The sequence below is a fragment of the Flavobacterium sp. GL_143 genome, assembly GCF_057834355.1.
Genome location: NZ_CM174401.1, coordinates 1,065,505 through 1,091,032, shown reverse-complemented (window position 1 = coordinate 1,091,032; position 25,528 = coordinate 1,065,505). Strand labels below are relative to the sequence as shown.

The 25,528-nt window shown below is 32.4% G+C and carries 20 protein-coding genes; 12 read left to right on the top strand and 8 right to left on the bottom strand.

What is annotated here, in order from left to right:
- The first annotated feature begins 56 nt into the window (after window positions 1–56).
- The 5 genes from AC3IPI_RS04580 (at window position 57) to AC3IPI_RS04560 (ending at window position 4,160) form a co-directional block, all read left to right on the top strand.
- Window positions 57–821, top strand: coding sequence for an exodeoxyribonuclease III (locus tag AC3IPI_RS04580; RefSeq protein WP_323491196.1), 765 nt, complete (start codon window positions 57–59; stop codon window positions 819–821).
- 325 nt (window positions 822–1,146) lie between these two features.
- On the top strand, window positions 1,147–2,088 hold the full coding sequence (locus AC3IPI_RS04575) for an OmpA/MotB family protein (protein ID WP_039116547.1): 942 nt from the start codon (window positions 1,147–1,149) through the stop codon (window positions 2,086–2,088).
- A 328-nt stretch (window positions 2,089–2,416) separates the two neighbouring features.
- Complete coding sequence (locus AC3IPI_RS04570; RefSeq protein WP_489157433.1) at window positions 2,417–2,668, top strand: hypothetical protein; 252 nt, start codon at window positions 2,417–2,419, stop codon at window positions 2,666–2,668.
- The gene (locus tag AC3IPI_RS04565; protein WP_489157431.1) at window positions 2,661–2,960 is read left to right on the top strand and encodes a type II toxin-antitoxin system RelE/ParE family toxin; all 300 of its coding nucleotides are present in this window, start codon (window positions 2,661–2,663) and stop codon (window positions 2,958–2,960) included. The genes AC3IPI_RS04570 and AC3IPI_RS04565 overlap by 8 nt, the downstream gene beginning before the upstream one ends.
- 162 nt (window positions 2,961–3,122) lie before the next feature.
- Complete coding sequence (locus tag AC3IPI_RS04560) at window positions 3,123–4,160, top strand: NADP(H)-dependent aldo-keto reductase (RefSeq protein ID WP_039118137.1); 1,038 nt, start codon at window positions 3,123–3,125, stop codon at window positions 4,158–4,160.
- Window positions 4,161–4,413: 253 nt separating this feature from the next.
- Here the strand turns inward: AC3IPI_RS04560 and AC3IPI_RS04555 are convergent, their stop codons facing one another.
- The 3 genes from AC3IPI_RS04555 to AC3IPI_RS04545 form a co-directional block, all read right to left on the bottom strand.
- Window positions 4,414–6,066 carry a DUF4139 domain-containing protein gene (locus AC3IPI_RS04555; RefSeq protein WP_086894970.1) on the bottom strand — a complete coding sequence of 551 codons (1,653 nt, stop codon included), beginning with the start codon at window positions 6,064–6,066 and terminating at the stop codon, window positions 4,414–4,416.
- Window positions 6,067–6,133: 67 nt separating this feature from the next.
- Complete coding sequence (locus tag AC3IPI_RS04550; RefSeq protein ID WP_489157428.1) at window positions 6,134–6,748, bottom strand: murein L,D-transpeptidase catalytic domain-containing protein; 615 nt, start codon at window positions 6,746–6,748, stop codon at window positions 6,134–6,136.
- A gap of 31 nt (window positions 6,749–6,779) precedes the next feature.
- Window positions 6,780–7,940 carry a vWA domain-containing protein gene (locus AC3IPI_RS04545; protein ID WP_489157426.1) on the bottom strand — a complete coding sequence of 387 codons (1,161 nt, stop codon included), beginning with the start codon at window positions 7,938–7,940 and terminating at the stop codon, window positions 6,780–6,782.
- 204 nt (window positions 7,941–8,144) lie between these two features.
- Here AC3IPI_RS04545 and AC3IPI_RS04540 point away from each other — a divergent pair, with 204 nt between their 5' ends.
- Together AC3IPI_RS04540 and AC3IPI_RS04535 are read left to right on the top strand one after the other, a co-directional pair.
- Window positions 8,145–9,959, top strand: a complete 1,815-nt coding sequence (locus AC3IPI_RS04540) for a tetratricopeptide repeat-containing sensor histidine kinase (protein WP_489157424.1) — start codon at window positions 8,145–8,147, stop codon at window positions 9,957–9,959.
- Window positions 9,956–10,705: a LytR/AlgR family response regulator transcription factor gene (locus AC3IPI_RS04535; protein ID WP_039118141.1), complete on the top strand. Its 750-nt coding sequence runs from the start codon at window positions 9,956–9,958 to the stop codon at window positions 10,703–10,705. Before AC3IPI_RS04540 ends, AC3IPI_RS04535 begins: the two co-directional genes overlap by 4 nt.
- 590 nt (window positions 10,706–11,295) lie before the next feature.
- Here the strand turns inward: AC3IPI_RS04535 and AC3IPI_RS04530 are convergent.
- Window positions 11,296–13,260 carry a biosynthetic peptidoglycan transglycosylase gene (locus AC3IPI_RS04530; RefSeq protein ID WP_489157421.1) on the bottom strand — a complete coding sequence of 655 codons (1,965 nt, stop codon included), beginning with the start codon at window positions 13,258–13,260 and terminating at the stop codon, window positions 11,296–11,298.
- 224 nt (window positions 13,261–13,484) lie between these two features.
- Between AC3IPI_RS04530 and AC3IPI_RS04525 the strand changes: the two genes are divergently transcribed.
- Entirely contained in the window at window positions 13,485–13,973 is a 489-nt protein-coding gene (locus AC3IPI_RS04525; protein ID WP_489157419.1) for a DUF6252 domain-containing protein, read from the top strand.
- A gap of 83 nt (window positions 13,974–14,056) precedes the next feature.
- Here the strand turns inward: AC3IPI_RS04525 and radA are convergent, their stop codons facing one another.
- The 4 genes from radA to panC all read right to left on the bottom strand — a co-directional run bounded on the left by radA (window position 14,057) and on the right by panC (window position 18,003).
- On the bottom strand, window positions 14,057–15,418 hold the full coding sequence (gene radA, locus AC3IPI_RS04520) for a DNA repair protein RadA (RefSeq protein ID WP_039113245.1): 1,362 nt from the start codon (window positions 15,416–15,418) through the stop codon (window positions 14,057–14,059).
- On the bottom strand, window positions 15,418–16,569 hold the full coding sequence (locus tag AC3IPI_RS04515; protein WP_489157417.1) for an alpha/beta hydrolase: 1,152 nt from the start codon (window positions 16,567–16,569) through the stop codon (window positions 15,418–15,420). Before AC3IPI_RS04515 ends, radA begins: the two co-directional genes overlap by 1 nt.
- A gap of 190 nt (window positions 16,570–16,759) precedes the next feature.
- A complete protein-coding gene (panD, locus tag AC3IPI_RS04510; protein WP_035623468.1) occupies window positions 16,760–17,110 on the bottom strand; it encodes an aspartate 1-decarboxylase in 351 nt (116 codons plus the stop codon).
- A 14-nt stretch (window positions 17,111–17,124) separates the two neighbouring features.
- Window positions 17,125–18,003 (bottom strand): pantoate--beta-alanine ligase, encoded by an 879-nt coding sequence (panC, locus tag AC3IPI_RS04505; protein WP_086894966.1) that lies wholly within the window; start codon window positions 18,001–18,003, stop codon window positions 17,125–17,127.
- Between the two features lie 78 nt (window positions 18,004–18,081).
- Here panC and AC3IPI_RS04500 point away from each other — a divergent pair, with 78 nt between their 5' ends.
- From AC3IPI_RS04500 to AC3IPI_RS04485, 4 genes are all read left to right on the top strand, one after another.
- A complete protein-coding gene (locus tag AC3IPI_RS04500; protein WP_039113242.1) occupies window positions 18,082–18,888 on the top strand; it encodes a glycogen/starch synthase in 807 nt (268 codons plus the stop codon).
- Window positions 18,889–18,909: 21 nt separating this feature from the next.
- Entirely contained in the window at window positions 18,910–20,505 is a 1,596-nt protein-coding gene (bamH, locus tag AC3IPI_RS04495) for a BamH family beta-barrel-assembly machinery protein (RefSeq protein ID WP_489157414.1), read from the top strand.
- A gap of 11 nt (window positions 20,506–20,516) precedes the next feature.
- Complete coding sequence (gene glmS / locus AC3IPI_RS04490; protein ID WP_039113239.1) at window positions 20,517–22,364, top strand: glutamine--fructose-6-phosphate transaminase (isomerizing); 1,848 nt, start codon at window positions 20,517–20,519, stop codon at window positions 22,362–22,364.
- A 298-nt stretch (window positions 22,365–22,662) separates the two neighbouring features.
- The gene (locus AC3IPI_RS04485; RefSeq protein ID WP_489157412.1) at window positions 22,663–25,470 is read left to right on the top strand and encodes a TonB-dependent receptor domain-containing protein; all 2,808 of its coding nucleotides are present in this window, start codon (window positions 22,663–22,665) and stop codon (window positions 25,468–25,470) included.
- The last annotated feature ends 58 nt before the right edge of the window (window positions 25,471–25,528 follow it).

Here is a 25,528-nt window from a genome sequence, read left to right as displayed (position 1 = left end):
TCTTATTCAAACTTTCCGCTTTTTTATTACATTTGAAATACATAAAAAAAATTGTAATGAAAATTATTTCTTATAACGTAAACGGAATTCGTGCTGCAATTTCAAAAGGATTTATCGATTGGTTACAACATGCAAATCCGGATGTTATTTGTCTTCAGGAGATTAAAGCGACAGAAGATCAAATTCCAGTAGAAGATATTACCAAAGCAGGTTACCCATATCAGTATTATTATCCAGCTACAAAAAAAGGATATAGTGGTGTTGCTATCCTTTCAAAAACAAAACCAAATAACGTTGTGTACGGAACCGGAATTCAGCACATGGATTTTGAAGGAAGAAACCTTCGAGCAGATTTCGACACTTGCTCTGTAATGAGTTTATACCTTCCGTCAGGAACCAATATTCAGCGATTGGATCATAAATTCATGTTTATGGACGATTTTCAGACATATATTAATGAGCTCAAAAAAACAACCCCAAATCTTATTATTTGCGGTGATTACAACATTTGTCACGAAGCGATAGATATACATGATCCTGTTCGTAACAAAACAGTTTCAGGATTTTTACCAGCCGAACGTGCTTGGTTAGATGGATTCATGAAAACAGGATTTATAGATAGTTTCCGCCATTTTAACAAAGAACCACACAATTATTCATGGTGGAGTTACCGCGCAGGAGCAAGAGGAAATAACAAAGGATGGAGAATCGATTATAATTTAGTTAGCGATAGCTTACAACACAAACTAAAACGTGCCGTTATATTACCAGACGCAGTACATTCTGACCATTGCCCGGTTTTAGTCGAAATCGAAGATTAATGGTATCATTATTGTTAGATACACACAAGATTTAAGCAAACTCCAGTAAAGTTTTTCTTAGGAGCTATTTACTTCGTCAGTTCGCTTCGCTCGTGTCCTGCTTTCCGCTATAAATGAAATTCACTGAACACATATGTGAAATATGAACTTAGTGAAGTAATCTTTATGTTTTTAAAGGAAAAACATAAAGGATTTCCGCTATAAATGAGAATTCACTGAACTCATATAAAAATAAAAGTATAGTGAAGTAATCAGGGCTAGATCGTGCTAATACCAATAATTAAAAAAGAATAAGAAAATCTCAAATAATAAACACCACAAAAAAATGATTAAAAAAGCTTCAATCGGATTATTGATACTTGCGCTTACAACATCGTGTGTATCCAAAAAAATATACAACGATCTGGAAACGAAATTTGCCGATTTAAAAAAAGAAAATCGTTCAATCTCCGATGAAAATGCCGAATTGCTAAAAGCAAAAAATCAATTAGAGTTAGACCGTGACGGATTAAATAAAAATCTTGCTACAACTAAAGCTGAACTAGAAAAGCAAAAAGCTGATTATGCAGCTGCACAAAACAAATTAAAAGTTTTGCAAGATTCTTATGATGCATTAGAAAAAAACAGTAATGAAGCTTTAAAAAGCAACATGAATAAAAACCGTGAGTTACTAGAACAACTAGAAGCCAAAGGAAAAGCATTAGCAGCAGAACAAGCACGTTTAGACAAAACAGCAAAACGTTTAGACGAACTAGAATCTATGATAGCGGCTAAAGAAGCTGCTATGAAAAAGCTAAAAGAAACCCTATCAAAAGCACTAAACGGATTTGAAGGAAAAGGATTGACAGTAGAACAAAAGAACGGAAAAGTATATGTTTCTATGGAAAACAAATTACTTTTTAATTCAGGAAGTTGGTCAGTAGGAACAGAAGGTAAAAAAGCAGTTGTAGAACTAGGGAAAGTATTAGGAGACAATCCAGATCTTTCAGTATTGATCGAAGGACATACAGATGATGATCCCTATGTAGGTTCAGGAGTAATTACAAACAACTGGGATTTATCGACCAAAAGAGCAACAGCAATTGTAGCAATCTTGAGCGAAAACAGCAAAATCAACAAACAAAAGTTAACTGCTGCAGGTCGTGGAGAATTCTCTCCATTGGCAAGCAACGCAACTCCAGAAGGAAAAGCTAAAAACCGTAGAATCGAAATCATCCTAACACCAAGATTAGATGAAATCGCGGAAATGTTAAATAGCATTAATTAAGTTACTAAGGAACTGAGGTTCTAAGGCACAAAGAAACAAAGGTTCAGGGTTTATACTCTGGACCTTTTTTGTTTTCTGGTTATACTACAAGGTCTTTTTTACCTTTTATAGCGTATTTACTCAATTTTATTTTCAATCAATGGCGAGGAAATTAACCGCAAAGAGAGGAAAGAGTTACGCAAGGTTCGCAAAGTTTTTAGAATCCATTTAATCATTTTAATCTGTGGCAAGAAATAAAACGAACACTTTTATATTTTATCAAATAGATTAGAGCTTAGTCAATGACTTTTAGTTTTTTTGTAACTTTGTCATTCTAAATACAATAATCATGGGACTTCCGGAATTAAAAGATAAAATAAGACTTCAACTAGATTTAGCCGATGAACGAGTGCTTCGTATTGTCTCTTCTGTTTTTGATAATTATTTAAACGAAATCGTTTCTTATGATTCAAAAGGGAATCCATTAGAGTTATCCGAATATCACAATAAAGTCGAAGAAGGATTGGATGATGTTAAATATGGCCGAATAATTTCACAAGAAGATTTGAATAAAGAAATGAAAAATTGGGATAATGAGTAATCCTAATTTGGATGTTTTTTGGACTACTAGTGCAAAAGAAGATTTAAAGGATATTTATTATTCTTTAAAAGGAAAAATTTCTTTAGAATCAGCTCAAAAAATTAGAGATGAATTGTTTGATAGTCCAAATAGAATTATTTTTTCAGAGCAATTCCAATTAGATGAATATCGGATAGATTGTAGAAGAATAGTCGTAAGAAACTATAAATTATTATATCAAATTAAAGATAACTCTGTTTTTATAATTAGAGTTTTTAATACATTTCAAAATCCATTAAAAAGTTTGAAATAGATAAAATAAGTTGAACATATAAAAGGTTTAGAGTTTTTTAACTTTGAACCTTTTTCTTTTGAAATATTGCTTTGTACCTTTGAAGCTCATTAGTAATAAACGTAGTCCCAATCCCAAAATTTAGGGACAGTATAGTAACTCAATACCTTAGCACCTTAAAAAATGAAATACACTACAATTCCCAATACCGATATTAAAGTAAGTAAAATAAACCTTGGTACGATGACTTTTGGTCAACAAAACACCGAAGCCGAAGGACACGCTCAAATGGATTATGCGCTAGAACAAGGCGTTAATTTTTTTGATACTGCCGAGATGTATTCTATTCCAGCAAGTAAAGAAACTTACGGAAGCACAGAGAAAATTATAGGAACCTGGTTTAAAAAATCAGGAAAAAGAGAAGATGTGGTTTTGGCAACCAAAATCGCTGGACCAAATGATAATTTTGGCTATATGCGTGAGAAAATAGATTTCTCACCAGCAAGTTTAAAATATGCATTAGATCAAAGTTTACAAAGATTACAAACCGATTACGTAGATATATATCAATTGCATTGGCCAGAGCGTAAAACAAATTGTTTTGGACAACGCGGACTTAAAATTCAGGACGACGCTTGGGAAGATAATATCCATGAAGTTCTACAAACTATGGAAGGTTTTATAAAAGAAGGAAAGATTAAACATGTAGGACTTTCTAATGAAAATCCTTGGGGAATCATGCGTTTTCTTGAAGAGAACAAATACAATAATTTACCAAGAGTTAAAACAATTCAAAATCCATATTCATTATTAAATCGTCTTTTCGAGAATGCTTCTGTTGAGGTTTGTATGCGAGAGAATGTAGGTTTATTAGCGTATTCGCCAATGGCTTTTGGAGTATTATCAGGTAAATTTTTATCAGGTGAGAAACATCCAAACTCAAGACTTAATTTGTTTCCACAATATACAAGATATAGTAGTGAGCAAAGTACCAAAGCAGCACGTATGTATCAGGAAATTGCTAATAAACATGGTTTAAATTTTGCACAAATGTCGTTGGCATTTGTTAATCAGCAACCATTTGTAACAAGTACTATTATCGGAGCAACTACTTTGGAGCAATTAAAAGAAAATATAGATTCTATTAACCTTACATTATCAGACGAAGTTATTGCCGAAATCAATGCGGTTCACGCTGTAATTCCTGATCCAGCACCGTAGTTAAGTTTTTAGCTTCAGTCTCAGTTTTCAGTTACTACAAACTTTTATAGCATAGATTGTCTATAAAGGAACGCGGATAACACAGATTTACAAAAGTAAAGACGCGATCCCGAAGCGTCGGGACGGATTTTTTAAAAAGACTATAAATAAAATCTGTTTTTATCTGCGTTCCATATTAAGCATTACTGGAAGATATTAAAATAAAAATCCCGATACACGTTTAATTGTATCGGGATTTTATTTTGAAAGAGATTTATAAATTTAATACCTGATCTTTAGGATATCTTACTTTATAGCTAATTCGGAATTTCTTGATTTCATTAGGCTTCATTTGTAATTGCCAAGTTAGGATTCCAGTTTCAGAATTTACTTTTGCACCATCATTTTGTAATAATTCAACTTCGATTTCTTTATTCGTAGTCAAAGGATATTGATCTTTTAATAAAAGTTCAATAGCTTCTTTCTTGTTGTTTCTTACAGTGATATCGTAAGTAAAAGTTTGTTCTTTTTTAGAAGATAAAAACTTAGTTCCCGATTTGTCGGCTACTTTTTCACGTTTTATAGATACCTTTTTGTCACGGCCCATACTTAAATTTAAAGTATCGCTGGTTTGGTTTGGTTCGATAAAAGTTTTACCTACATACATCCCTTCAAAAATGATATTGGCTTCACCTCTTAACAAATTGTATTTGCTGTAATCGGCAATTTCAGCAAGAAGAAAAGCTTCATTTTCAACTCTTGGTGCAGCATAATATTTATACGATGAAGGTAGTTTTATTTCTTTAAGAGAAACACTATGTACTTTACCATTAGATAAAATATCATAAGGAATATCAATATCAAAAGAAACATTAAGTTGGTTTTCTTCTACGGTAGTGTAATTAGAAACAGATGATTCAGTTATTACAGGTGATGGAGCAGCTGCTATTTCCATATTTGCAGAAGCATCATCATTTATTGCAACTCCTGCAACTCTTCCTTGTAGTTGATTCATTACACCTTTTTGTTTATAGCCATATGCTGCCTGAACAATATTATTATTTCTCAAGAACCAAGAACTCAATATTGGTGCCTGATTGTTTTGGTTAGGATAACCACTTGATAAAGTAAGTTTTACTTTTTTCCAATCGATACCTGTATTTTGGATTACCTGAGCTTTGTACATCATATTAATAGGCGATGTGACACTTTCGGCACGTAAATCATAAAATGGAGTCCAAGTAGCATTATTTGTTAAGTACGAAATATCTAATGGAACAGCACCTGCAACTTCATTCATAACCTGAACGATTAGTTTTCCCGATGAGGTTTTCTCTTCTTTACTTGTATCAACTTCAAGTTTATTATTTAGTTTTTGAAGTGTTTCATTAAGCTTTTGTTGCTTCTCAGTAAGTGTATTAATAGTATTGGCGATTTCGATTTGCTTGTTTTTATAATACTCAACCATTTTCATTAATTCAGTAACATTCAAACCAGAATTCACACCCGAAATTTGTTGATTTTTATCTAAAAGTTGAATTGTTTTTGTTTCAGAATTTATCGTGTTATTAACTTTCTGAAGCTCTTTCTGAACCAAAACAATACTATCTCTAACTCTTTTTAAAGCGGGAGATTTAGTATCTACTTCATATTCGGAGATATAATTATTAGTAAACTGAACCGAAAGAACAGTCACTGTCGAAGGAGTTCCTATTTGTATAGAATTTTCATTTAAGTCTACAGCTACATTTTTTATCACAATCTCGCTTGTTCCTAGCGGAAGATTAGCGCTTGCAGTTTGCGAAATTTCGGCAGCATTAAAATATACTGTTGCGGCTTTTACTTTAGCCGTTGTAAAGATTGGCTTTTGTGCAAATGCAATTGCGCCAATCAATAATAAAGCTGATGTTACTATTTTTTTTATCATGAGTTTAATATTTAAATTGTTTGTTTAGGGGAATAAGGATTACAAATAACGAAAATTTGAATGGGTTTTAATAGTAGATAACGAGAATGATTTTCTTTTTAGAGTTATCAATTATGTTTTCAACTACACCAAAAAACTTTTCATTTACCATCGGACATCCATAACTGTTACAAATAGGATTTATTTGTTCTTCAAAAGGGACATCCTTATATTTATGTAAAACCACATTTCTATCAAAAGCATTATCGTTGGTTTTGTCTAATCCGTATAACTTGTAGGCCTTCCCAAAAGTGCCTTCATACGAATACCCAATCGAGTATTTTCCTAACGAGGTAGAAAGCGAATTCTTTACGTTGCTAAATTTTAACTTTCCAGGAATTCCGGTTTCCGAACCAGATCCATGACCAACCAAACCTTTGTTAAGTAGTTTATCGTTTTTTAAATCATATATAAAAAAGCGTTTCTTGCCAGAAGCAATTCCCATATCGATAAAAAAGCCAACTTCGGTATTGTATTTCGAAGATGTGTTTACAAACTTTTTAATTTCGTTTATCTGGCTTTCTAGTTTTTCTTTAGAAGAAGATTTTGAACTAGGTGTTTTAAGATTTTCTTCTTTATGGATGCATTTAAAACTAACAGAAAAAATTCCTATAAAAATCAAAAAGAGGATACTCTTTTTCATATTCTTAAATAATTTATTTTTCACACTTTATTTATTTCTCAACAGTATATCCTTTAACTTTTGCAAGAGCAACAATCGATGTGTTTATGGCATTACCCAAATCATCTTGTTTTTTTGTCTTTTTTGCTTCGGTATCTATATAGCCTTGACGTTTTTTAGCAAGTTCGCTAATTTCCTTTTGAATATTTTCTCTTTCTTTGGTTTTTTGCGCAACAATTACTTTTAATTCGGCAGTAGATTTATTCTGAAGTTCAGCAGGCAATTCTTCTTTTTTTATTTTCGAAATAGCTGTAGCGTCATCTTTTACTTTATCAACTAAATCCCAACTATCATTTTTATAAACAGCTTTAGATTTACTCACTGCACGCTCGGCATAATTAGATGCAGAAACTCCCTGAGCATTTCTGTCTTGTTTTTCCTGATTCATTTTTTTCTCTGAGCCTTTTGAACCATAACCAATATAAGTTTTATTGATTTTTTCATTGCATTTAGTAATTTCCTCATCATAAGGAGTTACTATATAACGAACCGTTTGGTTGGAATCAATATTAAAGTATTTGCCTTTTCCGTAATCGGCACCATCTTTCCATAATTCATTTACGCCTTGAGTTTTATCACCACAATAAATAGTATTTACATAAATATCATTCTTTAAAGCATTGCTAATGGCTTCTTTATAATTAATTCCACCCTGATTAAATTCTTCGTTTCCTGCAATATAAATTAGCTTCATATTGTTGTTGTCCTTTGCCCATTTTAATTGTTTGGTCGCATCCTGAATCACAGCTCCGCAGTATTCGTTACCACCATTTGTACTTAGAGAAAACAGTTTTTCCGAAATCAAATCCAAATCGGTCGAAAGTGGTGCTATTTGTCGGATATAATTAGATTGTTTCGATAAACCGTCATTGCCATATTCATACAAAGCAATTTCGATATCGGGATTTTGTCCATTGTATTTTAAAGTTGTCAAAGTGTTTACAATATTCCAAAGACGGGATTTTGCCTGATCAATTAATCCATCCATACTACTAGAAGTATCTAATAATAATGCAACTTGTATTTTGGTTTTTTCTGCAGTTATTGGTTTTTCAATTTTAGTATTCTTCTTGAAGTTTGCATTAGTATAATTGCTATTTGCAAAAGAGAATGTAGTTGCTAAAAGCGCTGAGATAAGGATTGATGTTTTCATGATTTCCTATGTTTTAGATTGTGATTATAGACCAAACTTATAAACTTAAAGAGTTCGTTTTTTGCAGAAATGGTGAAACGGTATTTTCACTTGGTGAAACGAGTTGTAAACGGAATATAAAATACTTTACTTTACAGTATTGTTTTTGAAGGTTCTGAGGTGCTAAGAAATTAAGGCACTAAGATTTAAAAAAAGATAAAATATATGAGTCGTTTAGTAGTCGTTTTTTCTTTATTTCTGATGTTGTTACTTCCGTTTGGAGTAGTGGCACAGGATTCTCTTGCCAAGAAAAAAGCAGTGTCAATTTCCAAAATGAGCAAAGTATCTAAAGAATTACAAAAATCATTGGATGTAAATGATGAAACACAAATAGGTCAAAATTATGAGCGCCTTGCGAATGAATTCCTTAATAAAGGAGATAATGCAAAAGCCGAAGAATATTATAAAAAAGCATTAGCAAGTTATACCAAACAAAATCTTGCAGATGATAAAATACGAGTAACAAGAAGTATTGCCAAAGTACAAGAGAACCAGAAAAAGTTTGATTCGGCAATAAAAAATTATGAAGCAGCAGGGGCTATTTCAGAAGATAAAAGTGAGGAAAAAATAAACCAGAATGACGCTAACCGATTGCGTACACAAGCAAGCCCGATTACGCAAGCAGGATATGTAAATTCTAATATTGAGTTACTAAAAAAAGAGAATAAAATCGATGAGGTATCTGCGGCATATGTTCAAAAAGCGGAGAATTCTCTACAACAGCAAAATAAAATAGTTGCAATCGAGAGTTACAATAAAGCGCTCGCTTACGCAAAAGATAAACCGGAAGAAGTCATTAAGATTAAAAATGAAATAGCCAAAGTATATGCTTCGGATAATCAGTTTGAGAAAGCGATTGGTATAAACGAAAGACTTTTGGCGGAAGCCAAAACCAAACAAGATTTCACTACACAAATCAAGCAATTGCAATCTTTGGCAAAACTTTATTTTAAAAAAGAAGAACCTAAGAAAGCCATTCTGTCGCTTAAAGAAGCCTATGATTTAGCATCTAAAAATGGAAATTCTACCGAGGCAAAGAAAAGTTTGTCGGCTTTAATAGCGTATTACAAAACCAAAGGAGACGATAAAGAAAGTATTGCTTTATATGAGCAGTTCTTTAAGAATTTTGATGAATTAATTCAATCTGATACTACGCTAATCGATGCAAAAACATTTCAGGTAACCGAAGATAAAATTCGTCAGTTAGAAAAAGAAAAAAACTTAAAAGATGAATTAATTACGAAGAAAAACACCTTCAATTATTTTCTTTTAGGTTCTATATTATTGCTCTTGCTTTTATTCCTATTTATTGTAAAAGCACTGTATTCGATAAAAATTAAAAATAAAGAAATTGCTTTGCAGTCGCTCAGACGAGAAATGAATCCGCATTTTATCTTTAATAGTTTGAATAGTGTGAATCAGTTTATTTCGGAAAATAAAGAATTAGAAGCCAATAAATACCTGACCTCTTATTCTAATCTAATGCGAAATATGATGGAAAACTCCAATAAAGATTTCATCACATTAGATAAAGAAATTGAACAATTAAAGAAATACCTGGACTTAGAACATTTGCGTTTTCAGGACAAATTCGATTTTAAAATTAGTGTTAGTGAAGCCTTAGATACCGAAACTGTTTTGGTTCCCAATATGATTATTCAGCCACATCTGGAAAATGCAATTTGGCACGGATTGCGTTATCTTGATAAAAAGGGATTTTTGAATCTTAATTTTGAGTTTGTAGCCGAAAAAGTTGTGGTTACTATAGAAGATAACGGTATTGGTTTAGCCAAAAGTCGTGAACTAAAAACCAGTAATCAAAAAGCACATGAGTCTCGAGGATTAAGCAATACAAAGGAACGTATTGGTTTGCTGAACGAATTGTATAAAAAGAATATTTCTTTTGAAATTATCGAAAAAGAAATACCAGAAACAGGAACGATTGTTAGAATTGTTTTTCCGTTAATAGATAAATTATGATGACTTTCCAGAAGATAAAAAGTGTAATTGTCGAAGACGAACTTGCAGCACGGGAAGTACTCAAGAATTATTTGAGTAAATATTGTCCGCAAGTTGAGGTTATTGGCGAAGCACAGAATATAAAAGAAGCTGTTCCGTTATTGCACGAACTACAACCACAATTGGTTTTTCTGGATGTAGAAATGCCTTTCGGGAATGCTTTTGATGTTCTCGAAGCGTGCAAGGATTTACACTTTGAAACGATTTTTGTTACGGCTTTTTCCGAATATTCATTAAAGGCTTTAAACCAAAGTGCTGCTTATTATTTGCTAAAACCCATTAGTATCGAAGAACTAATTGTTGCAGTAAACAAAGTGCATCATCAGGTTATGAACAATGAAATTTTTAATAGAAACAAAATTATTGTTGAGAATTTTCATGAAACCAAACCCGAAAAGCAACAAGTAATCTTGCCAACATTAGAAGGTTTTGAAGTGGTTAAAATGGAAGAAATTGTCCGATTAAAAGGCAATGGAAACTTCACCGATTTATACCTAAATAACGGAAATAAGAAAATGGTTTGTCGATTCTTAAAGCACTTTTCCGAAATTTTACCCTTACCATTTATACGAGTTCATAAATCGCACATCATTAATATGAATTGCGTAAAAGCATATAATAAAGGCGGAATCATAACGCTAAATGATGGAGCCGAAATTGAAGTTTCCCCAACGTATAAAGAAGATTTCCTGAAAAATTTCAAGTGATTTCATGCTAGAAATGGTGATGATATGTTATCCTGTAAGGTCTTTTTTTTGACCTTGTAGGTATGATAATTAATTATGACTAGTTACTATGCTAACCTTATTTTTTGCGTCGGATTTCACTCTCGAATCAGTGAAAATCTTTTGAATTTTATCTAACTCTTTTTAAAATTATATAAATCTAGGCTTGAATTTATAACTCTTGAATTGCCTTCAGCTTCAGCTGGAGGTACAAGAATTGATTATAAATGGGCTTTAGCCAAATAGCTAAGCATTTTGGCTAAAGCCCAATACACCGATTATCATATTATACTCCAGCTAAAGCTGGAGCCAATTCAATAAATGTGAATTAGTTAACAACTATTTGTCAATATCCAACCACTTTCTTAACCCGAGACTGAAAGTCGAACAGACGAAGTAAATCTGTGGCTAATTTTATTGCTTGGTTCTAGTCACGGACAGACATATAATTAATATATAAGATACCTAACAGGTTTTTAAAACCTGTTAGGATAACAATACAGCATATTGTATGTGTTAAACTTACCTACAAGGTTTTAGAAACCTTGCAGGAATAGAAGTTATAAAGAATTTTATAGATCAAACTCATCATCTATAGACATTGAGTCGACTGGAACTGCTGTAGAATCTGGAGCTTTTATTCGCAATAGCGAGCGAGCGTTTCCAGAAATATAAACAGGGAATCTATTAATAGTATCCTCGGCAGTCAAAATACCGCGACGCAACATAATATTACTTAGGAATTTTTGATTTCTGATAGCGTAATCTTTCAAGTTTCCCTGGTCATTAAATTGATAGGTGAATTTTCTTGGACTCGGTATAATCGTAGCCAGAAATAAACATTCGTTAAGACTTAAATCTGACGGACTTTTCTGGAAATAAAAACGACTTGCTTCGCCAATTCCATATACATTTGGTCCCCATTCGATGATATTAAAATATACTTCGAGCATACGTTGTTTGCTTACTACACGATTATTTTCGAGTATATAAACCAGTAAGATTTCTTCGAGTTTGCGGGATAATGTTTTTTCTCTGGTAAGGAAAACATTCTTGATTAACTGCATACTAATCGTACTTGCACCACGAGAAAACTTCTTAGTTCGGATGTTTTTTAAAATGGACTGTTTAAAAGCTTCATTAATAAAACCACGATGAGAAAAGAAAGAAGGATCTTCGGTAGTTAAAACACATTTTTGAAGATAAGGAGAGATTTGTTCAATCGGGGTATAATTTGGATTTCCTGCACCTACTAAAATTGGTCTTTGCAGTACATTTTTTATAATAGCACGATATACAAATTCACCATTTAATTTGGTAAGGTTTGCTTCGCCATATTTGGTAATTACTAGATTTTCTTTGTTTAGTTTACTATCGAAAACTAAACTGTTCGGTTTGTTTTTGTTGAATTTAAAATCAAGTTTATAATCGAAATTTCCAGTAGCTTCCATGCCTTGAAAATGAGTAAACAAACCATCTGGTAATGAAACAATAAAATCCTGCGCTTTCATTTTAGGAATAGCAACTTTAAGAGTATAAATCGTATCCGATTGGGTATTATAGGATACATAAGGATGGAACTTTATCTTGTTTAACTGAACGGTCGATGTGCTATCTATCGAAATAAAATCAGACCCCAATAGGAAACGATAATCAAAACGGGCATTTTTTATAACAACGTCTTTGCTGGCAATTCTTGCGTGGTTAATTTTTAAATTTGTGATAGAGGAATAACCATCAATATGAAGTTCGCTTCCGTCTTTTTTAATGTTCTCAATATTCAATCGTATAGAGTCAAAACTAGCTAGCATATTAAAGCGGTCATCAATGTAAGGTACTCGAATTGCTCCTGTGTCAAGATTAAAAAAGCGGATATCGGCTTTTTTATTCCTTGGGTCAGCAAATCCTTTTATGTTCCAGCGTTGATCAAATGTGTTGGTTTGAACATGTAAATTGGTCTCGAGTTCTTTATCGACTAAAACTAATTTATTTATTGCAATTTGTGCTTTCTTACCATTATCATCAATCTTAAAAATCAAATTTTCCAACTTCATATCAGTAGGAACAAGATTTAATAATTTTGATATTATCCTATAGGCATACGCTGCATATTCTCTTTTTTCGTTTTTAGAAGTATTAGTACTGTCTTTTTTTAAGAATGCATCAAAGTTCTTGATAGTTCCCTTTTTTACTAATTGTATAAAGCCTCTGTCGATTTTTAAAGTTCCAATCTGGATATCTCCCACCAATAAATGCGATAAACTAATACTGGTTTCTATATTGTGAATATTACAAAGCGTATCAGCATTTTTTGGTACCAAGATTACATTGGTTAGTTTTATCCCCGAAAGACCATCAAAAGAAGCTGTTTTTACCGAAAACGTACTGTTGTATTCTTTGTTCATTTTATCGGAGACCTTCGCTATAGCTTTATGCAAAAGGGCATCTCTAAAAAAGTAAAATCCTAAAAAAAGTACCACTAAAACTAATGCAAGTATTAGGAATGCTTTGAATATTTTTTGTTTTGGAAACTTCATAAATTGAATTGCTATTTGAAATAATTCGGCTTCTATTATCTGAATTAGAATTATCAGTCTATAAAGAAAATAAAAATCCATTAAAGAATTGGAAAAGTTGACGCAAAAGTTTCCTTATTCAGTATGTATATTTTGATTCAATTTTGCAGTTTTTTAAATAATGTATTTTTCATAGTACAAATCTTATATATTTGCAGAGTTATTAATAATTAAAACCAGTTTAAATGAAAACTTTAAAGAAATTTATGTTTATGGCTGTTGCCATCTTTTCACTAGTAGTATCATCTTCTTGCAGCAGTGACAATTCATCAGAAGATAATGTAGAGGAAAGCACAATTGCAGAAGGGTATATTAAATTTAAATATAATGGGGTTGCTTATAATTTTAACCCTGCTATAATTACTTCAGGAAGCATAAATATAATGGGGTATGAGGGAATTGATGATACTTTTAAAAGTATTTCTATATGGCTGCCTTTGGATTTTACAACAGGAAGTCATCCAATTGTATATGATTTGTCAAATCTTACAACTACCTACCAAGCAAATTTTAGTTTTAAACCTGAAATAAATAATATTAGTGCAACATCAGGAACTGTGAATATTACGGAGAAAAGTGATAAAAAAATCGCAGGGACATTTAGTTTTTCTGGATCAAGAGATGGAAAAACATTTACAATTACCGAGGGAAGTTTTAGTGCACCAAAATTTTAGTAATTGCTTTATAAAAAAAATCTCGCTCAAAATCTTATTAAATTAAGGTTCTGAGCGAGATTTTTAAAATATAAATTATTGGATTAGCCAAAAAGAATACTGGCTACATCTTCGATTTTAGCAACAAGCTCAATTTTTATTCCTGTATTTTTTAATGCAATTTTATTGTACTTAGATACAAAAATAGTCGAAAATCCTAATTTTTCTGCTTCTTGTATGCGTTGGTCAACTCGGTTTACAGGACGAATTTCACCTGATAAACCAACTTCTCCTGCAAAACAAAAACCTTTAGTTACAGGAATATCTTCATTTGAGGATAAAATAGCTGCAACTACAGCAAGATCTATCGCAGGATCATCTACAGAAATTCCTCCGGTTACATTCAGGAATACATCTTTTGCTCCCAAGCGAAATCCTGCTCTTTTTTCTAAAACAGCCAAAATCATGTTTAATCTTTTGGCATTATATCCTGTAGTACTTCGTTGAGGTGTTCCGTAGACTGCGGTACTTACTAAGGATTGTATCTCGATCATTAACGGACGCATTCCTTCGAGTGTCGAAGCGATTGCTGTTCCTGATAATTCTTCGTCTTTGTGCGAAATTAATATTTCAGACGGATTACTTACTTCTCTTAAGCCACTTCCCAGCATTTCGTAAATTCCTAATTCGGCAGTAGATCCAAAACGGTTTTTAAGTGATCGTAAAATACGATATACATGATTTCTGTCTCCTTCAAATTGTAGAACGGTATCTACCATGTGTTCCAAAATCTTAGGACCTGCTATGTTTCCGTCTTTGGTAATATGCCCAATCAGGATAACAGGAATATTGGTTTCTTTGGCAAACTTGATTAACTCAGCAGTAGTTTCTCTAATTTGAGAAATACTTCCGGCTGTTGATTCGATATAATCCGTATGAAGCGTTTGGATAGAATCGATAATTACTATTTCGGGCTGAATGGCTTCAATTTGTTTGAAGATATTTTGTGTTTTGGTTTCGGTAAGAATGTAACAATTGTCACCATTTGGCGTGATTCTTTCGGCACGCATTTTTATTTGTTTCTGGCTTTCTTCTCCCGAAACATATAGAGTTTTATAGGGTAGTTGTAATGAAACTTGAAGTAAAAGTGTACTTTTTCCAATTCCGGGTTCTCCTCCTAAAAGAGTTAATGAACCAGGAACAATACCACCACCAAGAACACGGTTTAATTCACCATCAGTTGTGTCCATACGAACTTCCTGAGTCGAATCTATTTCGTTTATTCGTAAAGGGCGAGGAGCCTTTCCACTAGGTGTAGGTTCGCTCTTCCAAGCAACTTTTTCTTGTTTTTGGATAATTTCCTCGGCTATGGTATTCCATTCTTTGCACGAATTACATTGCCCTTGCCATTTGGAATATTGGGCGCCACAATTCTGGCAAAAAAATGTTGTTTTAACTTTTGACATTATTTCTTTTTAATAAGACCGTTCATTTCATCTATTTTGTCATACATCAAGTCTTTGTTTAATTTACCAATAGGTTCCATTTGGGAAGCGTTTTGATATTTTTTTGAAGCTCTTTTTGCATCACCCATTTTTTCATACATCAATCCTAATTCATATTCGCCTAGCATTGCTTTAGGATAGCTTGTATTGGCGATTTCGGCTAATATACCCAATTCGTCGTAAGCATTGTTTTTTAAAATAGCGGTTTCTACTGCTATATAATCATTCATTCGAACAGGCATTTCTACACCTAATGTTTTTGTGATGATATCGTATTTGTTTCTTAGATAATCTACATAACCAGATTTAAGAATAACTATTTTGTCATTATACTCAGCTAAATTTATAGGTTTGTATGCATCAAAAATTTGATTTAAAGCATTTGGAATCGAGTATAAAACCACTGAATAATAAGTCGTATTTTTAAATAAATCGTATTTGTAATTTATTAAAGGATTGTTGGCTATTTTGATGTTTTGATCTAGTTTTTGAATAGGTTCTTTTGTCTTTTTAACATCTCCATCGGCAGCCGATAGATAATAAAATAAAGGTGTTTTTAATTTAGCAAATTTTTCAGGAACACGCACTTCCATTTGAGTTGCCAATTCTGGACTCATAGAGATATAGGCATTAAACAAAGGAACTTCTTTATACAAGAAAAAATTCAAATAACCTGCAGTTACACCATGACCAGCAATAATTCGGAACGGGGCTGTGCGGTATTTTCTTTCCACTAAAGGGATTACTTCTCCCGCGACAAATTCGAAAAATTCAGCTCCTTTTTCAAAAGGTAAACCATTAATTCCGTCGAAGGTAGAATCGTCTTCGCGTTCATCATTTTTATTTTGATGAATAGCTACAATAATAACTTCTGGTAAATCATCCCAATAGGTACCATATTTTAAAGCACCACTAAATGGATCAAGAAGATATTCTCCATCGAATAAATAAAGAACTGGGTAATTTCTGGTTTTATTATTTTCGTAAGAAGCAGGTAATTCTACAGTAATGGTTCTTGTTTCTCCTAATGATGTTGAATTAATTGTTTCTGTTTTTCTTTGAGAAAAAGCTGTAATTGAAATAAAAAGAAGTAGTAGGTAAACTTTTTTCATAATTTGGGATTTCTGAAATTTTAAGATTGTTAAAATAGAGTAGCAATATAGTACTTTATTTTTCTTATTTAATACTTGTTAATTGCAAATTGGCAAAGCAATGTTGTTTAGTTGGCTTATAGATACGACAAAAATCCTTTTACAAATTTTAACTTTGAAAAAGGATGATTTTATTTGTTAAGAAATGGATTTATGTCAACGAATTGTCATTTTCATTTGGGAAAACGATCCATGGTTTGAAGGTTTTGGCTTCTTCAAACTCCAATGTTGCGTAAGAAATGATTATGATGATATCATCTTTTTGTACTTTTCTTGCTGCAGGACCATTTAGGGTTATTTCGCCCGAATTTCGTTCTCCTTTAATAGCATACGTTTCAAAACGTTCGCCATTATTGATGTTCACAATTGCTACTTTTTCACCTTCAATAATATTTGAGGCGTCTAGTAAGGCTTCGTCAATAGTAATGCTGCCAATATAATTAAGATCGGCTCCAGTTACTTTTACACGGTGTATTTTTGATTTTACTACTTGAATTTGCATGCTACAAAAGTAAATTAATTTAATGAAATAGTGTCAATCAACCTAATAGAATTAACAAATACTGCTATAAATGCGCGGTAATTTTTGTCTTTATTTTTGTGTTCTATAGGTAATAATGTAGATTCATCGGCAATTACGAAATATTCTAATTCAAACTTATCATTGTCTTTGAAGGAATTTTCTACAAATTCAATTGTTTCTTCGGGACTTTTAGTCTGAAATATTTCTTTTGCTTCGGTTAAGGTTTTGTAAATTATAGCAGCTTCCTGACGTTCATCGGGTGTTAAACGTTCGTTTCTGGAACTCATTGCTAATTGGTTTGATTCTCTAAAAATAGGACAACCAACTACATTTACAGGTAAATGGTTTTTTTCGACCATTTTCTTTACAATTTGTAATTGCTGGAAATCTTTTTCTCCAAAATAAGCGTTTGTAGGAGTGATAATCTCGAATAAACGTTTTACAATTGTACCTACACCATTAAAGTGCCCAGGTCTGAATTTTCCCTCCATTTGGTTTTCTAATCCATCAAAATCAAAGGATTGAGAAACAGTATGACCTTCGTAAATATCTTCGACAGTTGGAGCGTATAAAATTATTTTATCGCTTAATGTGCGCATTTTTTTTACATCTTCGTCTAGAGTTCGGGGGTATTTTGCTAAATCTTCTTGGTTGTTAAACTGTGTTGGATTTACAAAAATACTTACAACTGTGTCATCATTTTCGTTCAATGATCGTTGCATTAATGCTAGGTGACCTTGGTGTAAAGCGCCCATGGTTGGTACGAAACCAACACTCGAATTTTCGGTTTTAATAGTTTTTAAATAAGCTATTAAAGCAACTTTACCGTAGAAAATATGCATGGTGGTATTATTAAAATTTAGTGCAAACATAATATATTAGTTAATAACTGCATAAAATTTTGTAATTTTGCATCGTTTTTATTACCAAAAATTAAGCAAATTACTATTATGAAAGATAAGAGGATATTGTATGTATCATCTGAAGTCGTGCCTTATTTGGCTGAAAATGAGGTTTCTTTAATGTCTTATGATGTGCCAAAAATGATTAACGATCAAGGTGGACAGATAAGAATTTTCATGCCAAGATATGGGAATATCAATGAAAGAAGACACCAGTTGCACGAAGTAATCAGGCTTTCAGGCATGAATTTGGTAGTGAACGACTTAGATATGCCATTGATTATTAAGGTAGCATCTATCCCAAAGGAGAGAATTCAGGTTTACTTTATAGATAACGATGAGTATTTTAAAAGGAAAGCGACCTTTGCCGATGAAGAAGGCGTGATGTATCCAGATAATGACGAACGAGCAATTTTCTTTGCAAAAGGAGTTGTTGAAACCGTTAAGAAATTAAACTGGGTTCCAGATATTATTCATGTACATGGATGGATGGCTGCAATGTTGCCTATTTATATGAAACATTATTATAAACATGAAGCGTTATTTTCTGAAACCAAAATTGTAACGTCTGTTTATACGCAATCGTTTGATGAAACATTGGACCCTGAAATGATTAAGAAAGTAAAGTTTGATGGTATTCCACATGAAGCCGTTTCAGACTTAGAGATTCCAAATTATGAAAATATTTTAAAGGCAAGTATTCTTCATTCTGATGGAGTAATTATAGCTTCAAATAACCTATCTTCAAGTTTAACAAAATTTATAGAATCTTCGGGAAAACCTTTTTTACCTTTCGCCGCAAAAGATGCATTCGCAGAAGCGTATACAAATTTTTATAAAAACGAGATTCTTTAAAATTTAACTTTTTTATTACACATGTATAATACTTCTTTTTTTAAGAAAATACTTTTAGTTGCAAGCGTTGTTCTTTTATATTCTTGCGATAAGGATTTCAATGTTATTGGTGATGATTTAATTGGTGATAATCACTTTGATTTAGCGATATATAATTCAAATGTTGTAGCTTATAATCAACAAATATTTCCAATACAATCTAATAATTTAAATATAAATCAATTAGGGATTTATGATAATCCAGCATTTGGTATTACAACGGCTAATTTTGCTACTCAGTTGACATTAGCAGCTGTGGCTCCGGTTATTGGCGCAAGCCCAGTTGCGGATAGTATTGTGTTAAGTGTTCCATATTTTAGTCATATGACGGCGCAAAATACAGATGGAAGTAGTGTTTATAAATTGGATTCAATATATGGTCCTGATTTGTCTAAAATAAAGCTAAGTATTTATGAGTCGGGTTATTATATGGCGGATTTAGATCCAAGTAATAATTTTCAAAATAAGCAGCTTTTTTATACGAATCAAAATTCTGATTTTTATAATGCTAAAGTTGCTAGTCGTTTGAATAATGCTTCAAATCCATTGAATAATGATGCATTTGTTTTTAGTTCAAGTGAAATTAGAGAAAGTACTAGTGATGCCACTGGAAAAGTGACTGTTACAAGGAGTGCTCCAGCAATGAGATTAAAATTAGATAAAACTTATTTTGAAGATAGAATTTTAAAAGCTTCAGCATCTAATTTAGCTACAAATGATGTTTTTAAAAATTATTTCAGAGGATTATATTTTAATATTGATAAATCTGGTAGCGATCCTGGAAATATGGCAATGATGGATTTTAAGAAAGGTAAAATAACAATTTATTATAAAGCAAAGACTGTTATAACAACAGATCCAGAGGAAACAATGGAGTCAAAAACGCTTGTTCTTAATTTAACTGGTAATACTGTAAATCTTTTAAATCAAAGTAATACAAGTCCTAATTATAATACTGCAATAACTACTCCTAAAGTTACAGGTGATGATAAGCTGTATTTAAAAGGAGGAGAAGGATCAATGGCAGTGTTAGAGCTTTTTGCGCCAGGAGAGTTGGATGAAATTAGAAGTAAAGGGTGGTTGATTAATGAAGCAAATTTAGTTTTTAATATTGATTCGGATGCTATGAAGAATAGCTCAGAACCAAACAGAATTTATTTGTACGATTTTAATAATAATCGACCTATTGTTGATTATTATAATGATGGAACTCCAAGTGCTTCTACTGATGTAAAAAAAGCAAAACAGATTTTTAGTGGTATTATAAATGTTGATCCAACAAGTAAAAGAGGTACCAGTTATAAAATCAGAATTACTAATCATGTTAGAAATTTGATAAAATATAAGGATTCAACTAATGTAAAGATGGGGATAGTAGTTACAGAGGATATAAATACAATCACTTCTAATAAATTAAGGGATTCAGATAAAAAATTAACTGCTAGGCCTGAAATTCCTTTTACTGCAGCTCCGAGAGCATCCGTTTTGAATCCGTTAGGGACAATTCTTTATGGAGGAACTCCTGCGGCAGCTGATAAGAGATTGAAACTTCAGATTTACTACACGAAACCAAATTAATTTAAATAGATATGTGTGGAATTGTTGGATATATAGGATATAGAGAGGCGTATCCTATTGTAATTAAAGGACTAAAACGACTCGAATACAGAGGATATGATAGTGCTGGCGTTATGTTATATGACGGAGAAGCAGTTAAACTTTGTAAAACAAAAGGTAAAGTTTCGGATCTTGAAGCTAAGGCTAAAGATAATTTTACGACAAACGGAACTATAGGAATAGGACATACGCGTTGGGCAACACATGGTGTTCCTAACGATGTGAATTCGCATCCTCATTTGTCAAACTCAGGAGACTTGGCGATAATACATAATGGTATTATTGAAAACTATGCTCCGCTTAAAGAAGAGTTGAAAAAAAGAGGGTACATTTTTCATTCTGATACTGATACTGAAGTATTGGTGAATTTGATTGAAGATGTTCAAAAACAAGAAAATCTTAAACTAGGTAAAGCAGTTCAGGTTGCATTAAACCAAGTTGTAGGTGCTTATGCTATTGCAGTATTTGATAGAAAAAATCCAAATGAAATTGTTGCTGCCAGATTAGGTAGCCCGTTAGCAATTGGTGTTGGAGAAGGTGAATATTTTATTGCATCTGATGCTTCTCCTTTTATCGAATATACTACAAATGCAGTTTATCTGGAAGATGGTGAAATGGCTAATATCAGATTGCATAAGCCTATTAAAATCAGAAAAATTAAAGATGATTCTTTGGTTGATCCTTATATTCAAGAACTTCAAATGAATTTGGAGCAAATTGAAAAAGGAGGTTATGACCATTTCATGCTTAAAGAAATATACGAACAACCAAGCGTTATAAAAGACACGTATAGAGGAAGACTTCATGCAAATGAAGGAATTGTTCAGCTAGCAGGTGTTGAAGATAATTTGGAAAAATTTCTTAATGCTGACAGAATTATTATTGTTGCTTGTGGTACTTCATGGCATGCAGGTTTAGTTGCAGAATATATCTTTGAGGAATTTGCCCGAATTCCGGTAGAGGTTGAATATGCTTCGGAATTTAGATACCGTAATCCTATCATCAATAAAACAGATGTTGTTATTGCAATCTCTCAATCGGGAGAAACTGCAGATACAATGGCTGCTATTAAATTAGCAAAAGAACATGGGGCATTTGTATTTGGTGTTTGTAATGTTGTTGGTTCATCTATTTCTAGAGAAACTCATGCAGGTGCTTATACTCATGCAGGTCCAGAGATTGGAGTTGCGTCTACAAAAGCATTTACAACTCAAATTACTGTGTTAACAATGATTGCTTTGCGTTTAGCAAAAGCAAAAGGAACATTGTCTAATCCAGATTTTCATAGATATTTACAAGAATTAGAGCTTATACCAGACAAGGTAAAAGAAGTTTTAGAAACTAATGATGTTGCTAAAGAAATTGCAGCTGTTTTTAAAGATTCTCCAAATTGTTTGTACTTAGGAAGAGGTTATAACTTTCCTGTGGCGCTAGAAGGAGCTTTAAAGCTAAAAGAAATCTCGTATATCCATGCTGAGGGTTATCCTGCGGCAGAAATGAAGCACGGACCAATTGCTTTAATAGATGAGCAAATGCCAGTAATTGTAATTGCGCCTAAGCAAGGACATTACGATAAAATTGTAAGTAATATTCAAGAAATAAAATCCAGAAGTGGAAAAATCATCGCTGTAGTTACTAAGGGAGATACACAAGTACGTGAATTAGCGGATTATGTGATTGAAATTCCTGAAACATCAGATGCTTTATCGCCATTAATTACTACAATTCCGTTGCAACTTTTATCTTATCACATAGCAGTTATGAGAGGTTGTAATGTTGATCAACCAAGAAACTTGGCTAAGTCAGTTACTGTAGAGTAAAACAAAAAATAAAACATAAGTGTTTGAAAAAGCGAGATTTATATCTCGCTTTTTTTTATGTCAAAAAATTAAGAATTCATTTTTGTAGAATATTCAATTTTTTGTTAAAAATAATATGTATGCATAGTATATTTCAATGAGTTAGGGCTTTATAGTTGTCAAAAGTTTAAAAAACAGCAATATGAAAAATGTATTTTTGTTGCTAAAAAAATAAAGAAAATTAATTTTTTTTAACAAATTTTTAGTAATATCAAAAATATTTGTACTTTGGCAATATAAACCAACTAAATCTAACCAAATGAGAATGTATTTACTTATTCTATCATTGTTCTTCTGCGGCGTTTCTTTTGCGCAGAGTACAATTTCAGGTTCCGTTACCGATAATAAAAATCAATCGATTCCAGGGGCTAATATTAACGTTGTTGGAGAGTCCAGTAGTACCTCTACTGATTTTGACGGATCATTTACTTTAAAGTCCTCAAAAATTTTTCCTTTTACAATTAAGGTTACGGCAGTAGGCTATGAAACGAAAACGGTTAATGTTATTTCGGCTTCGCAAAAAGTTATTGTGTCGTTAGCAGAAGAAAGAACAATGTTAAACGAGATTGTAGTTTCAGCTTCGAGAACTCCAGAAAGAATTATTGAGTCGCCTGTTACAATTGAGAGAATGGGGCTTCAGGAAATAAGAAATACAACCGCTCCGTCTTTTTACGAAGGATTGGAGAATATGAAAGAGGTTATTTTTAATACTAGTAGTATTTCGTTTAAATCGGTAAATACGAGAGGTTTTGCAACTGTTGCTAATACTCGTTTTATGCAATTGGTTGATGGTATGGATAATTCATCTCCTGCATTGAACTTTGTATTAGGGAACTTAATTGGTCTAAATGATTTAGATGTTGCAAGTGTAGAGCTTTTACCTGGAGCATCGTCTGCACTTTATGGAGCTAATGCTTTTAATGGTATTTTGTTTATGAATAGTAAAAGTCCTTTTACAAATCAAGGGATTAGTACTTATTTTAAATACGGTCAAACATCTCAGGATGTTGCAGGGACAAATGATTATGTTGATTTTGGGTTTAGAGCGGCTACAGCATTTACCAAACATTTTGCACTGAAGGCAAACTTTAATTATATAAGCGCTACTGAGTGGATTGCTGATGATCAAAGAAGTATGACTGGAGGTACTATTGGTCATGCAAATAATCAAAATTATGATGGATTAAATATTTATGGAGATGAGGTAACTACGTTTCTTTCTAATGTAGGGCAGGTAAGTAGAACGGGATATCATGAAAAAGATTTAAATGATAATAAATCTAAAAGTATAAAGGCAGATTTTGCTATGCATCTTAAACCATGGGAAAGTGAAACCGAGATTATACTTCAATATAAGGTAGGTGTAGGAAGTACTATTTATCAAGGAGCAAATAGATATTCTTTGAAAAATTTCTTTATGGATCAAACCAAATTAGAAATTAAAGGAAAGAATTTTTTTGCGAGAGTTTATATGACTACAGAAGATGCTGGAGATTCGTATGATATGCGTTTTGCTGGTTGGAATGTAAATAGAGCAGCTAAATCAGATACAAACTGGTTTACAGATTATGCTAAATCATTTCAATTATCATCGGCAGTATTAGGTCTTAATGCAAATGATGCTGCAAATTATGCTAGAAATTTTGCAGATTATAACGTTTCGCCAGGTTTAGGTCTATCACCAAATATTGATCCTAATAATCCAAGTGCTCCAAGATCTGCAAGATTTGAACCAGGTTCTCCTCAGTTTAAAAGTGCATTTGCTAATGTGGTAAGTAATCCAGATTTAACACAAGGAGCTAAATTTATTGATCACTCGAAATTATATCATTCAGATGTGAATTATAATTTTAAAGACCTTATCAAATTTGCTGAAATTCAAGTTGGGGGCTCTTGGAGAGAGTATTTAATGAATTCTGAAGGAACAATTTTTACAGATTATGACGGACCTTTAAATTATAAAGAATATGGTGCTTATACGCAATTGGCAAAAAAATGGATGGATGATAGATTGAAATTTACTGGATCTGTTCGTTATGACAAAAGTCAGAATTTTAAAGGGAATATATCTCCAAGGGTAGCATTTGTATATTCAGCAGGAGTAACAAGAGTTCATAATTTTAGAGTTTCTTATCAAACAGGTTTTAGAAATCCAACAACTCAAGATCAATATATTGGTCTGGATTTAGGGCCATTTGCATTAATTGGTTCTGCTGCAGAAAATCTTGATCGTTTTACAGAAATTAGAGATGTTAGTCCTGCTGGTCAAGCTGCAGGTAATCCTGCTCAGATAGAAATGAGTGGACAAAATGCTTATCATAATGCATATACTGTAGCTTCTGTACAAGCATTTGCAGCTTCGGGAAATCCTAAAGATTTACAAGTAGCTAATATTGGTTTGGTAAAACCAGAAGAAGTGCAAGCTTTTGAGGTTGGGTATCGCTCAGTAGTAAGAGATTTTTCAATTGATCTTAATGCATATTATAATATCTATGATAATTTCATGAATACAGCTCGAGTAATTAGTCCGTATTATGGAACGGTGGGAACGGATATGACTAATCCAGCGGTATTACAAAGTTACCAAGCGTTGGCATTTGGAGATAGAAGAGTTTATCAGGTTTATACAAATACAAGTGCGCAAATTACCTCTTTTGGTGTTGGTGTTGGTTTATCTAAAAAAGTATATAAAGATTTTGAGGTTGGTGTTAACTACAACTATTCACAATTTAATTTTGATCAGTCAAAAGATCCTGGATTTGTTGCAGGTTTTAATACTCCAAAACATAGAATCAAAGGTTCGTTAGGAAATTCGAAATTATTTAAAAATTTTGGGTTTAACATGAATATAAGATGGAATACAGAGTATTTATGGGAGGCATCTTTCGCAGATGGAATGGTTCCGGAGAATACGGTATTTGATGCTCAGGTAAATTACGGAATTCCTAAGTTGAAATCGGTTATCAAGGTTGGAGCAACAAATATTTTTGGAAAAGATTATATTCAGGTTGTAGGAGCAGGTTTAATAGGGCAACAATGGTTTGCTTCATGGACAATTAACCCATAAAAATTATAGATATATAATTAAGTACTTCTTGTTGAATTAAGAAGTTTTGGGAAAATGA

Bases quoted from the DNA above. Each gene is read 5' to 3' on its own strand.
- glmS (WP_039113239.1), top strand. From the start codon at position 20,517: ATGTGTGGAATTGTTGGATATATAGGATATAGAGAGGCGTATCCTATT.
- AC3IPI_RS04540 (WP_489157424.1), top strand. From the start codon at position 8,145: ATGAGTCGTTTAGTAGTCGTTTTTTCTTTATTTCTGATGTTGTTACTT.
- AC3IPI_RS04575 (WP_039116547.1), top strand. From the start codon at position 1,147: ATGATTAAAAAAGCTTCAATCGGATTATTGATACTTGCGCTTACAACA.
- AC3IPI_RS04530 (WP_489157421.1), bottom strand. From the start codon at position 13,260: ATGAAGTTTCCAAAACAAAAAATATTCAAAGCATTCCTAATACTTGCA.
- AC3IPI_RS04525 (WP_489157419.1), top strand. From the start codon at position 13,485: ATGAAAACTTTAAAGAAATTTATGTTTATGGCTGTTGCCATCTTTTCA.
- AC3IPI_RS04485 (WP_489157412.1), top strand. From the start codon at position 22,663: ATGAGAATGTATTTACTTATTCTATCATTGTTCTTCTGCGGCGTTTCT.
- AC3IPI_RS04560 (WP_039118137.1), top strand. From the start codon at position 3,123: ATGAAATACACTACAATTCCCAATACCGATATTAAAGTAAGTAAAATA.
- radA (WP_039113245.1), bottom strand. From the start codon at position 15,418: ATGTCAAAAGTTAAAACAACATTTTTTTGCCAGAATTGTGGCGCCCAA.
- AC3IPI_RS04535 (WP_039118141.1), top strand. From the start codon at position 9,956: ATGATGACTTTCCAGAAGATAAAAAGTGTAATTGTCGAAGACGAACTT.
- AC3IPI_RS04545 (WP_489157426.1), bottom strand. From the start codon at position 7,940: ATGAAAACATCAATCCTTATCTCAGCGCTTTTAGCAACTACATTCTCT.
- AC3IPI_RS04555 (WP_086894970.1), bottom strand. From the start codon at position 6,066: ATGATAAAAAAAATAGTAACATCAGCTTTATTATTGATTGGCGCAATT.
- AC3IPI_RS04515 (WP_489157417.1), bottom strand. From the start codon at position 16,569: ATGAAAAAAGTTTACCTACTACTTCTTTTTATTTCAATTACAGCTTTT.
- AC3IPI_RS04500 (WP_039113242.1), top strand. From the start codon at position 18,082: ATGAAAGATAAGAGGATATTGTATGTATCATCTGAAGTCGTGCCTTAT.
- bamH (WP_489157414.1), top strand. From the start codon at position 18,910: ATGTATAATACTTCTTTTTTTAAGAAAATACTTTTAGTTGCAAGCGTT.
- AC3IPI_RS04570 (WP_489157433.1), top strand. From the start codon at position 2,417: ATGGGACTTCCGGAATTAAAAGATAAAATAAGACTTCAACTAGATTTA.
- panD (WP_035623468.1), bottom strand. From the start codon at position 17,110: ATGCAAATTCAAGTAGTAAAATCAAAAATACACCGTGTAAAAGTAACT.
- AC3IPI_RS04580 (WP_323491196.1), top strand. From the start codon at position 57: ATGAAAATTATTTCTTATAACGTAAACGGAATTCGTGCTGCAATTTCA.
- AC3IPI_RS04565 (WP_489157431.1), top strand. From the start codon at position 2,661: ATGAGTAATCCTAATTTGGATGTTTTTTGGACTACTAGTGCAAAAGAA.
- panC (WP_086894966.1), bottom strand. From the start codon at position 18,003: ATGTTTGCACTAAATTTTAATAATACCACCATGCATATTTTCTACGGT.
- AC3IPI_RS04550 (WP_489157428.1), bottom strand. From the start codon at position 6,748: ATGAAAAAGAGTATCCTCTTTTTGATTTTTATAGGAATTTTTTCTGTT.